The organism is Metasolibacillus meyeri (assembly GCF_003049505.1).
In the GTDB taxonomy this organism is placed as follows: Bacteria; Bacillota; Bacilli; order Bacillales_A; family Planococcaceae; genus Metasolibacillus; species Metasolibacillus meyeri.
Window position 1 is genome coordinate 25931 of the sequence record NZ_PYWN01000019.1, and the last position, 11365, is coordinate 37295.

Annotated in this window: 11 protein-coding genes and 1 pseudogene; 1 reads left to right on the forward strand and 11 read right to left on the reverse strand. The window is 40.9% G+C overall.

The features are described 5' to 3' along the window. Positions 1-26 precede the first annotated feature (26 nt). The 10 genes from C9J34_RS02700 to C9J34_RS02745 form a co-directional block, all read right to left on the reverse strand. A complete protein-coding gene (locus C9J34_RS02700; protein ID WP_107838317.1) occupies positions 27-1559 on the reverse strand; it encodes a VirD4-like conjugal transfer protein, CD1115 family in 1533 nt (510 codons plus the stop codon). After that, positions 1556-1972, reverse strand: a complete 417-nt coding sequence (locus tag C9J34_RS02705) for a hypothetical protein (protein ID WP_107838318.1) — start codon at positions 1970-1972, stop codon at positions 1556-1558. The genes C9J34_RS02700 and C9J34_RS02705 overlap by 4 nt, the downstream gene beginning before the upstream one ends. Next, complete coding sequence (locus C9J34_RS02710; protein WP_107838319.1) at positions 1969-2523, reverse strand: hypothetical protein; 555 nt, start codon at positions 2521-2523, stop codon at positions 1969-1971. Before C9J34_RS02710 ends, C9J34_RS02705 begins: the two co-directional genes overlap by 4 nt. Then, positions 2520-3551 carry a bifunctional lytic transglycosylase/C40 family peptidase gene (locus C9J34_RS02715; protein WP_107838320.1) on the reverse strand — a complete coding sequence of 344 codons (1032 nt, stop codon included), beginning with the start codon at positions 3549-3551 and terminating at the stop codon, positions 2520-2522. Before C9J34_RS02715 ends, C9J34_RS02710 begins: the two co-directional genes overlap by 4 nt. A 4-nt stretch (positions 3552-3555) precedes the next feature. Next, positions 3556-4914: a hypothetical protein gene (locus C9J34_RS02720; protein ID WP_107838321.1), complete on the reverse strand. Its 1359-nt coding sequence runs from the start codon at positions 4912-4914 to the stop codon at positions 3556-3558. 141 nt (positions 4915-5055) lie between these two features. After that, entirely contained in the window at positions 5056-6996 is a 1941-nt protein-coding gene (locus C9J34_RS02725; RefSeq protein WP_107838322.1) for a VirB4 family type IV secretion system protein, read from the reverse strand. A gap of 12 nt (positions 6997-7008) precedes the next feature. Beyond that, positions 7009-7674 carry a TrsD/TraD family conjugative transfer protein gene (gene trsD / locus C9J34_RS02730; RefSeq protein ID WP_107838323.1) on the reverse strand — a complete coding sequence of 222 codons (666 nt, stop codon included), beginning with the start codon at positions 7672-7674 and terminating at the stop codon, positions 7009-7011. Between the two features lie 18 nt (positions 7675-7692). Then, positions 7693-8031: a conjugal transfer protein gene (locus C9J34_RS02735; RefSeq protein WP_107838324.1), complete on the reverse strand. Its 339-nt coding sequence runs from the start codon at positions 8029-8031 to the stop codon at positions 7693-7695. Between the two features lie 70 nt (positions 8032-8101). Then, positions 8102-8440 carry a CagC family type IV secretion system protein gene (locus C9J34_RS02740; protein WP_107838325.1) on the reverse strand — a complete coding sequence of 113 codons (339 nt, stop codon included), beginning with the start codon at positions 8438-8440 and terminating at the stop codon, positions 8102-8104. A gap of 32 nt (positions 8441-8472) precedes the next feature. After that, positions 8473-9030 (reverse strand): hypothetical protein, encoded by a 558-nt coding sequence (locus C9J34_RS02745; RefSeq protein ID WP_107838326.1) that lies wholly within the window; start codon positions 9028-9030, stop codon positions 8473-8475. Between the two features lie 275 nt (positions 9031-9305). Here C9J34_RS02745 and C9J34_RS02750 point away from each other — a divergent pair. Continuing rightward, positions 9306-9590 (forward strand): annotated as a pseudogene (locus C9J34_RS02750) (hypothetical protein). Positions 9591-9956: 366 nt separating this feature from the next. On the opposite strand, the gene C9J34_RS02755 reads toward C9J34_RS02750, so the two are convergent. Continuing rightward, positions 9957-11365 (reverse strand): S-layer homology domain-containing protein (locus C9J34_RS02755; protein WP_193768869.1); only part of this gene is annotated, 1409 nt, incomplete at its 5' end.

The window sequence follows — 11365 nt, forward strand, 5'->3', positions numbered from 1 at the left end:
TTTTAACGAAGCTTTACGCACAGCTATTATTTTTCTAAATCAAATTCTCCCTGTAACTCCTCAAGCGCACTTTCAAATGTCACTTCCTGCTCCACTACCTCAAAGCCGAAAAACTCTTTTTCAAGCTGCTCCTGCTCTGTTTGCTTTTCCTGTGTCTGCTTTACCATCGCTTCCTCAAACTCCTGCTGAGCTGCAGCCAACTTTTGCAACTGCTCCTCAGACGGCTTACAACGATAGGCTAATTGAGATACTTCATATTCCTCCGTGACACCTGGAAACAGCTGAAATTGGAATGCCTTTTTCACTCGAATGGGAGGCTTATGCTGAAACAGAATAATGCCTGTGTCAGCTGGCATTTGCATAATTTCACCGGCTGTCATTAAATCACGTGCTGCAAAGCTCTCATTTTCGCTCATGCTGCTCGTTCGATTTTCTTTGCCGTATTGTTTCGATTCGGATTCCGTAGCCACTTTTACCGTCGTTTTATCAAGCAAATCCTTAAAATACGTAGCCGTTGTACGATTGGCAGCATTCAGGCATAACTTAACCCCGCAATTCCCTAAAATCGACTCTGCCTTTTTATCACCGTAGCGATCCTGTAGCTGAGAAATTGTTTGGATAATCGTTGCCACACTAATGCCGTAGCCACGACAGGTTGCTAAAAATTCCTCATAGTTATCAAATTTCCCGAGATTCACAAACTCATCTAAAATAAAATTCACTGGCCGTGGTAGCTTCGCATGGTGCAGTGCAGCAAGCTCATACAATTCGTTAAAGAGCTGGCTAAAAAATAAATTCACCAAGCTTTGCCATGATTGATCCATCAAAGGAATAATGACATAGAGCATCATTTTCTTCTGCCCGATATCCGTCAAATGAAAATCGCTAAAGCTCGTAAATTCAGCTACCTCGCTGTCAATATAGTCTGAAATCGTCGTCAATAACGAGACGATGATACTGCCCTGCATCTCCTGCTTCGCTTTTTTATAGCCAAGCTCATACGCACGCCTTGCTGGATGCTTAAAATCAAGCTGTAGAAACTGCTTATCTAACTCGCTATCGCCGTCCCCGTCCTCGGTATCAAAGGTTTGTAAAAACTCTAATAAGCCACGCATATTACGGTGCTTCGGCTCTAGCTCATGAATCGCATATAAAATAAGAGCCTTTAAAAGCGCACGCTGCGAGTAATACCATACATCTCGCTTACCATCCTTATTCGCACTATCAACCATCTTCGTCGCAACCGTTGTCGCCTGCGTTTCTTTACGCACATAATCAAGAGGGTTATGCCGGTCGCTCGCCTGCATATTCATAAAATTAATGACATGTACCTCGTAGCCCTGTGCCTCCTTAATCGCTGCCGTTTTCTCGTACACCTCGGCTTTCGGGTCTGTAATAACAATGCTATTTTCTGTTTCATATAGCACATTCGTAATAACAAAGGACTGCGTTTTATAGATCCCAGGTCCACCAACAACCATAATATTGCGGTTCGGCTTCGATTCATTTGGCTGGATTAACACTTTTTTATTGTAAATACCTAAAATGGTGCCGTTCATTGTCCATCACGTCCTTTTAGCGACTGTAAGAAAGAATCGCGTACATCCTGCTGTGATTTCGCAATAAAATTACCATCTAATATTTCCTTTTCTTTCGCCCAACGTGCCGATCCATGATAGGCATTTTTTTCGTGGATGTCCCAGCCCTCCTTCTTCGTTTTAGAGCGAAATTGAATAAACGCACTATAAAAGACATTAAGGACGGTCAATATAAAAAATAATGGATTTTGAGACGTTACATAGCCTTGTATCGTTTGCACTGGCTGCAAGACAAGTTCCTTTAAACTTGCTAGCATCGCATTTGTCGTAATCCCAAGCTTCAATTTGCCTAAGAGCATTACTAAATCAATAAAAACGACAATAACCATTTCAAAGGCGAGAAAGCTGACGACAAACCAGAGAAGCTTTTTCATACACCGTCCACCTCCGTCATGTTGCCAATGACCTTCAATTCACCAATGATAAATTGCTCCTGCTCCTTTAAAACTTGGACCTCATATAGCTGGCTGCCATGGTTCACCAATGCACCATCTAAAAAGTAGTTAGTTGTTGTATACACTAAAAACGTATGAGGCGCCCTCGGATTTAAATAAATCTGTACATTCTCTACTTCATTTTTCATCGCAACAACAGGTGGTGAAAGGGACGATGCACCCTTCAATTTATTCAGTACATTTAATTCAACAAAATTCGACAATGCTTGAAAACGTGTCACATAGGATTCATTGTCATAATTCAAATAAACATGGAAAGCTTCTTCAACAAAGGACACTTCCTCGCTCGTCACCTGCAAGCCTGTCACAGCAGAAAGTGCTTCATTTTCTAAAGTAAGCCCCTCTATTTCCTCGTTTTTACGCTCAATCGTTTCCTTCAAAGCCTGTTTATCGCTACTTACAGTAAAGAGTGAGCCTGCTAAAATCAGGACAGCCAAGCTTAATATTCCGATTGCAATGCCTTGCTTCATCCACCTTCACCTCCTGTAAAATCGACAATGCGACCATAACCATATAAGTGCTCCTGCCAATAACGGTCATTTAAATCCGTGAAGCCGATTCCCCCGCCGTTCGCATCAAACATTTTGCCGTTCCCCACATACATGCCAATATGCGTCACTGGTCTGCCTGCGTTATACGTACCGGTAAAGAAAATAAAATCACCTGGCTTCAGTTCATCCGCTGTAATTTTTTTCGATACATCATACTGCTCCTGTGCCGTGCGAGGTAAATGAACACCGATTTTACGAAACGCCCACATCATTAATCCCGAGCAATCAAATGACGTTGCTGGATTCATGCCACCAAACGTATATGGATAGCCTTCAAACGCCACCATTGTTTCATACACCGCTTGAAAATCAGCAGAAGCATTCACTAAATCTATCCATTCACCGTCACGCATCGTTCCAACATAACGCTTAACATGCGCAACATAGTTCGAATCGCCGTAGCTTGCCCAGCCTAATTTTTCTGCCTGCTGCTTTGCAAATACGGCTGCTAATTCCTCTGAATGAACGCCTCCATTTGCAGCAATAAAATCCATATAGCCTGAGCCGTAGTTATAGCTTTGAATCGCTGTATCTAAATCCACTCCAAGCTGCTCCATTTTCGTCATTACCTTTTCAAAATGTGCAACACCAATCTCAATCGAATACAACGGGTCTGTAATCGTATTAGGGGGTAAACCAATCGACTCGCTCGCCTGCATCACATCAAGCGAAGCCGTGCCACCGCTTTCTTGCATCATAATGGCTAAAACTAATGGTGTATGCGTCTCTAATCCGTATATGGAAAGGGCACTCTGCACAATTTCCTCATACTGCAAAACAGCTTGTGATAACTGACTTCCAATCGTAAATTGCCCTGCAGGTGGTCTCGCTTCATCTGCAACTAAAAATATAATTAATAACAGCAAGAAAATAACCGGTGCACAAGCAATCCAAATGAGTGTTCGACCATTTTTTGAAAATAAAAGCCTCGCCATTAAAAATTTCATCGACTTAGCCCCCTTTTAGCCCTTGAATTTTCGCCTCCAATTCCTGAATCTTTACCCGCTGTACCTTTGCTTGATCCTGCTGATCCTCTGTATTTTCCGACTGGATAGCAACTAATTTTTCTTTCGCTGAAGCAAGCTCCATTTCAGCCTGCTTTAGCTCAATTGCTCTATTTAAGCGTGCATCCTGCGTTTTATTTAATACCTCACGAGCGCCCGCCATATCGCCCTTTTCTACAAACATCTGCCCCATGCGAAAAAGCGTATTTTCATCTGAGATAAACGGTAAATCAGCTGACATTTGCGCTGCATCATAGCTTACAATCGCCTTTTCCTGCGCCAATTTTTGTGCATATTCAAGCTCACCATCCGCAAGCGTTAAATCAAGCAAGTCCTTCTCCTCGCCCTTCTCATATAAAGCAGCAATCACGTCCTCTAAAGCTGCTGGCTCCGTTTGTAATGATAGCTGCCACTGCTCTTGTTCAATAAGCTTAGTAGCGATGTTCATCGAAGAATTTCCTAGTTCTAAAAATAGCGGGACAGCTGCTTCATATTGACCCGCTTCAAACATCGTCACTGCCTCTTGCCCAAGCTTTTCTTCCTCGTATGCAGAAGTTAGCTGCTCAATTGCAAGCGCCTGCTGCTCGTTTGCACTCTGCTTCATATAACCAACACCGACTAAACCGATAAAAGCCGTTAACACAATACCTAACATAGCTCGAAAACGCCATTTCCTTCGCTCAGAATCTTGCTCCTGCACCGTATGATACGCAACAAAGTCATAAGCATCGGTAAGAAGATGCTGCATTTCCTCTACTGTTTGCGCATGTATGATGGAACGCACTAAATCATTTGCTCGCTTCTCTAAACGCTCTGGCTCCTTCAAGCATTTTTCATACGGCTGATTCGTCAATATGGCTAATACAAGTGCTTTATAACGCTGCAAATGCGTATATTTTTCTTCCCGTGGCATAAGCTTGTTCGCATGGTAGCTATAACGAATTGTTGACATCGGATGATAATAAACAGTGGCTGGATGCAGGCTTACAAAATCCGTTGTCTTCGTAACAATTTCATCCAACATAATCGCTTGGGCAATCGCCAGCTTCACTACGTATGCTTCATTTCGAGTCGACACAACAGGCTTTAGCTGTTCCACAAAATAAAATGTAAGAACAACATGCCCTTCTTTTTCCTCTACCTTGTCAAAAGTAAGAAATTCATTTGCCTTTGTTTTATGAAAAAACGCCTCAATTTCTTCAAGACGGTCATAGGTGAATTCCTTACGATTAATAGTGAATTGAACATGCCCCTTCGTTAATTTAATGCTGCCAAACGAGAAATTATAAATTTTAGTCGCTGCCATAAACAACACCTCCCAACATTTATAAAACATCGGTTAATTTAAAAATCCTTTATTATTAGTAGGTTAACCAGTTAACTTGTTTTTCTAACATATTTCTACTTTTATCAAGTAGAAAATTCTTCTTTTCAAAAGTAGATATATCTACTTTTGAAACTTCTCCATTTGCATCGCTTCCTGGCGCTCTAATTCTGTCATGTGAATGCGTTCCTCATAGTTAGGCAGTAGCTCGGCACTTACCTCATAAAGTTCCTCATATTGTGCAGGGTCCTTTAAGCGTAGCTCCTCCTCTGTTAGCTCCACACGCATAAAAGCACGCTGTGTACCATGAATAATGAGCGCCTCCCCCTGCTTACGACGTTCAAGCAGCTTCTTTTCCTTTTCACTAAATGTCATACGCAGCTTTTCCGTAATATCATCTACACCCTTATTATCAAGTCCGAAAAACACCTTCGTATAACTGTTACCGATAATCGCCTCACCCACATTTTGACCATTGGCCATCTTGCCATCCAGCACATCTTGAATTTGCTGCGTACCGGCAATTGCACCGGCATTGTATTTTCGAAACCGCTTATATGCCTGATAGAAAAAGCTAGCTGCATCTGGGTTTTGCGTTAAAAAATGAAACTCATCAACAAACAGCTTCACATTTTCAACTGTATTTTCCGTAATGTTATCCCACAAATAGCTAAACGTATTTAAATACGCTGCTCCCTGCACATCTGCCTCGTTTTGCAGTGCCTTTAAATCAAAGGACAATAAATCACTTTGCAAATTAATATTCGTATGCCCATTAAATAGCGTTTTACTACCGTTCACATAGCTCTCCAAAATATAATGAAAATCCTCTATCCGTTCATAGCGATCTGTATCTGTCTTTTTCAGTGCTGTAATCGCTTCATACACATCAGATAAAATTGGATACGCTGTACTCGGAATATCATAAAAGCGCTCATACGCTAAAATTCCTGCATTCTCATACACCTGACGCAGCACAGTATCTAAAATCGACTTTTCTACTTGTGTAATATCCTGCTTCAACACTTGAAAAAATCCAAGTAAACGCTGAATTTTATCCTTCAGCACAACATCCATATCCGACGGTCCATCATCGACAACTTGCTCGGAAAATACCTCTAACGGATTAATTTTCGTGCTCGAATTACTGCTCAAATGCACAACGGTACCACCTAAATGCTCCACAATATTCGTATATTCATTTTCGGGATCAATAATAAACACCTTCACGCCCCGAGCAAAATAACGCAAAATTTTCTGCACCATATACGTCGTCTTGCCGACACCACTTGTACCAATCACAACCATATTTTGATTGAGCGTATTTTTACGGTCCAAATAATCAATCGCAATCAAACTGCCCGTATCTTTATTCACGCCCTCCACATCACTGCGTGGATTAATCGTTAAAATCTCAGCATCGTCAAATGGAAACATACTGCTCGCTGCCTCTGTATTGGACTGCTTATACGTATAATCCCCAAGTAAGTTTTCCAAAATCGGCATCGTGCTCCAAAATGTTTGATACATCGCTTTAATAGGCGTCATTGCCTTTAACTGCAGCTTCACAAGCGTGTTATTAACCGAATCACTCAACGCATTTAATTCATCCAGCGACTTTGCCTGCAAGTAAATATACGTATACTGATAAATATACGTGGATTCATTTTCAAGAAATTTCATCAGTTGGTGCTCAGCTGCCTCCACCTGCTTTTCGAGCTGCCGTTTTTTTAGCGGGTCAAATGTTTTCAGCATCTCAGCCTGCTTATTTTTAATCGTCTTATTATAATGGTCGACCATCTTTGTCGCATTAGACGATTCCAAAAACTGCACAATCGTAATATTGCCCTTCTTTCGCTTCAACTCCGACAGCCAATTGCCATGCCGACTTTTTGGGTAATCAATAATCGCCAACACACGAATAAAATTATCGCCCGACTCAATATGGTCTGGATACTCCTCCCATGAAAAGGGATAAATCATATCTAAGCTACCACTATCTAAAACTTCCTCTAGTGCCTGTTCCTTTTCAAAAGTCTGTTGCTTTGGCTGCTGTTTAAACATCCTTTTCACCCCTTAATGATTAGAGAAATTCAGTAAATGCTGTAGAACGTCTCGGCATTCCTTAGCCGTCAACTGCCGTGTCTCTACGTCATACGTATTCAATGCATTTTCTAATTGCCGAATAAACTGCGTCACCTTTTCATTTAATTGAAGCGCTGTCTGTTCTAACGAGGACAAATGCTTTTTCGGGATCTTTTCATGAAGAACAACAAGATGCTTCTTTGTCGTCATTTCCTGCGATGAAGCAATCGTCGAAAAAGTATCGACATAACTAGCAATTAGCGCCAGCTTTGCCTTATTTTCAGGCTCCTCCTCCAACACCGTTAAATAACGATGCTTCCAAAACAATATATACTCACTAAAATCTACAGGCATCGTGATATCTAAATATTGTTGAAGCTCCTTACTGTTTTCCCCAAGCGTAGACATTAAAAATGCATTAAACTCATCAAAAACATCCTCTTGCTCCGTAGCAGTCAATAAATCCAAATTAATACCGGTCACATTGATTAATACAACTAAATAGCCACGCTTTGTTACAAGATAATCATTATACTGCGCTTCAATTAACGACATTTCCTGAATACTTTGCTTCCCTTTATCAAAAATCTCTGGCTCATAATTAAACACATAATCATCTATCCGTTTCTGTTTCGAGCCAAATAACTTCTCCCACAAACTAATCACCGCCCTGCTTTAAAAGCGATCTTTCTTCTTTCTTATATAAAAAAGCTTTTGTCTACTCGTAAATTGCCCTCGTAGCTTCATATAATCCTGAAAACGAATATTAGGTCGATAGCGAATCGGACGTGAAGATAAAAAGGCTAAAATCATAATAAGTACAATAAGTAACAGCATCACTTTAAATAGCATCAGCCAAATATTATGCGGTGGTAAAGCAATCACAATGAGCCCCACAACAAGCGGTGGCACTAAGTAAAACAACAATTCCTTTAATGTAATACCAAGAAAAATCCCGTATCCCGATTCAACATTCTCAGGGAAAATAAACCTCTTTCCTTTATGCTCTGCCACTTTATACACCTCTCAAAAGTAGAAATTTCTACTTTTGTTAAGTAGTTTTTTCTACTTATCTAGTATCTACTCATGTGAATAATGCATATAACCATGGCAACAACCAAATGATTGCAGCTGCCAATGCAACAAGCGCACACACACGCCCGACACTCTTAAACACCTCATTTTTCTCGTGTGGATCATCCGCTGAAGGCATGCGCTTAATGATAATAAATAAGGCTGCACAAATTCCAACTAAAACCACAAGCGCAGTTAAAACGCCTTTAATGACATTTCCTGCATTTGTAAGCTTAGCTTGGACTTGTCCAGCCGAGGCAAATACGATTTCAGGTGTGATGAAAGAATAAACACCCACAACCAAAGCTGTCCAAAAAACTAAGGAATATGTTTTGTGTTTTTTTGTCATACGCAAACCTACTTTCACTATTCATTTATCCGTTACTTTTCCTGTTCCATCTGTAAATTTGGCTCTGTTGCACGCTCCTTTTCTCTTCCTTTTTTCATTTCCTCAAGCTGCTCATTTGCCTGCTCTACCGTTTCAAATGATGGCGATAGTTGCTGCAGCTCCCCCTGCTTCAAGCGTCCAACAAAAATTACACGTTGCTGCCTTTTGTGATCAAGCGTTTCAAATAACTGAAGCTTCTCCTCATAACGCCTCACAGCACGCTCCAGTTCAATTCCGTATACGCTTAAAAAGCCTTCCAAAAAGCTCGTACCTGCAAAGGACACTTCATTGACAACTCGCCCACCACGCACACGAATCGCCGTTAAATCCACCTTCTCCACCAAATTGGCATCCTCCATATTGCCGTGCTCTAAAAAATGCTGACGAAGCAACAACGGCTTCACCTCAACAGAAGATGCAACCTCCTGCTGAACAAGCTGCTGGCGTATTTGCCTCACACGCTGTCCCTTCACATCCCCACTCAGCCCCACATGACCATCATGCTGAAACCAACTAGCACGGCGACTACCATGCCATCTTTCGGTAAACACGCTATCACCTACCTTCATTGGCAATATTTTAACCTAAAATTTACATTAAAAGGGGCAAACAGCAGATTTGTAGTCTATTTTTAAAATAAACACAGGATAGTAAAAATTGGAACGAACTTGTTACTGAAAATTTAGTTTATTACAGCGAAATCGTGGTATATGAGAGATTTTTTAGATAAAAAGATTTAGAGGATGTGCCCAAACATCGCTTTGGGAACAATATACTTACAATTTATGTCTATATTGAAAAATGAAAGTATGATGGAGGTATTATTATGTGGGTAACATTAGGTCTTATTGCGATAGTTATAACTTTTATAAATCTTTATATGTATGCAGCAGGAAAGGATTATAAACTTGCTATGGCGATGGCATTATCATTTACAGCATTAACAATTTGTGCAGCTTTCAGTAATTTGAATAGGTAGGTAAAAGTGGAAGATTGGTCAGCTTTAAGTGAAATACCTGGTATGGCAAGGGCATTTTGGTTTTTGACAATTGTTTCTATCTTACTAAATTTAGCACCTATATTTTTAGAACGAAAACGTAAGAAATTATGACCTATGCAATTATTGTGTAAGTCTTATCTATAACTAACGGGGTGCTTTAGTGAAAAAAGGATTTATAAAGTATACAAAATAAATCCAAATAACGTTCCCAAATAAAAGGTTGGTAACATTCCAAACAGCGACAAACACTGATTTAACAGTGCTTGTCGCCGTTTTTATTAGAAAATAACGCTCTGAGACGCTGCGAAAAATAATTTGAAAGAAGACTGTTCAATCCACTTGTTCTGAATGGCGATAACATATAAATAGAATCTCAATGAAAAGTACCCAAAGGATGCTTTGGTAAAGTTCTATCCTACAAAAAAGACACCTATCTGATGGGAGTTGAATCCTAATCAGACAGGTGTCTTTTTTGTCTTATTTTTTCGTCATTTCTGTTGCAGCTGCTTCAATGTCTCCGATTGCCCAATGACTAGCCGGTACATCACGGAATGTTGATTCGGTGATATTTTCTACTGCTGGTCGTTCAAATAATTGGTTCAGGACTTTTACCGCTTGTGCACGTGTTAACGCACCATTCGGATTAAACGTTGTCGCACTGTTTCCAGTCATAATACCGAGGGCACTTACTCTTTCAATCGATGAGGCAGCCCAATGGCTTGCTGCAACATCGGAAAAGACTTTTCCGGGCTTAGCGGTTTGACAATACGTTTTCGTGTCATCTTGTGCACACACTGTATCTACCCAGCGTGCGATGACACCCGCCATTTGGGCACGGGTAATTGTCCCATTCGGGTCAAATTTGGTTTGGGTTGTGCCATTAAATAAACCAGCTTGTTTCACAAACTCAATCGCATCCTTTGAAGTATTCTTTTTCGTATCTTCAAAAGTTGCTTGGGCTGTTGGAATTTTCCCATTTGTTAAGAAACGGGCTAACATTGTTGCCATTTGAGCACGTGTTACCGAAGCATTTGGTTTAAATGTGCCATCTGGGTACCCTTGAATGTAGGGCACTAATCGGTTTGTTTCTACTTCCTCTTTCTCTTCTTCTTGCACTTCTGAAGCATACACTAAGCTAAATGTGGAGAAATGATCGACTTCAAATTGGAATCCGTTCACACCTGGTTCAAATTCTACTATACGACCACGTTTTACTTCAGTTGTTGCGTCACTATGCTCAATATAAACAATCAGTGAGGCCATTTGTTCTGCTGTTAATGCAGCCGAAATTGGTAACGTAATCGTTATCGGACGATTTTGTAGATTCGTTTCAATCGTTACCGGTGTCCCTAACAATGAAAGGGTTGCTCTATTTGGCATCGCCTGTTGAATGTGTTCATTTTGTCGCACATTCTCCTGAATCATTTCCTGTTGTTGTGCCTTTACAGGCATAATGCGGAAGAATATATCCTCAGTGATCCCATTAAATGCGGTAGATGGCATCATCAAGTGTGCTAATGCTGTTTGCATAAAAAGATTCGTTTGTTGCTTGTTTAAATAGAGCCCAGCCGTTCGTGGGAGATGTAAAATCGCTTCTACTGTCGCCGTTTCTGCTGGGTATACGAGACGAATTGTTCGTTCCTCTTGATTCGACATTTGTTGTACTTGTACTTGAACAGGTTCCAATAAAACGTTTGCATGATAACGCACGATTCCTTGTTCAACCGTATGAATAATAGGGATGACACCTGAAGGCGTCGGTTCCACTGAGTCGTCTGGTTGTGGTACCGGTGTCGGCTCTGGTACGGTTGTTGGTGCCTTCACCGTAATGATTGCTGTATCAGATGTGCTGCCGTAAGTAGCCCTGACGGTCACCGTCCCAGGAG

Bases quoted from the DNA above. Each gene is read 5' to 3' on its own strand.
- C9J34_RS02700 (WP_107838317.1), bottom strand. From the start codon at position 1,559: ATGAACGGCACCATTTTAGGTATTTACAATAAAAAAGTGTTAATCCAG.
- C9J34_RS02705 (WP_107838318.1), bottom strand. From the start codon at position 1,972: ATGAAAAAGCTTCTCTGGTTTGTCGTCAGCTTTCTCGCCTTTGAAATG.
- C9J34_RS02710 (WP_107838319.1), bottom strand. From the start codon at position 2,523: ATGAAGCAAGGCATTGCAATCGGAATATTAAGCTTGGCTGTCCTGATT.
- C9J34_RS02715 (WP_107838320.1), bottom strand. From the start codon at position 3,551: ATGAAATTTTTAATGGCGAGGCTTTTATTTTCAAAAAATGGTCGAACA.
- C9J34_RS02720 (WP_107838321.1), bottom strand. From the start codon at position 4,914: ATGGCAGCGACTAAAATTTATAATTTCTCGTTTGGCAGCATTAAATTA.
- C9J34_RS02725 (WP_107838322.1), bottom strand. From the start codon at position 6,996: ATGTTTAAACAGCAGCCAAAGCAACAGACTTTTGAAAAGGAACAGGCA.
- C9J34_RS02740 (WP_107838325.1), bottom strand. From the start codon at position 8,440: ATGACAAAAAAACACAAAACATATTCCTTAGTTTTTTGGACAGCTTTG.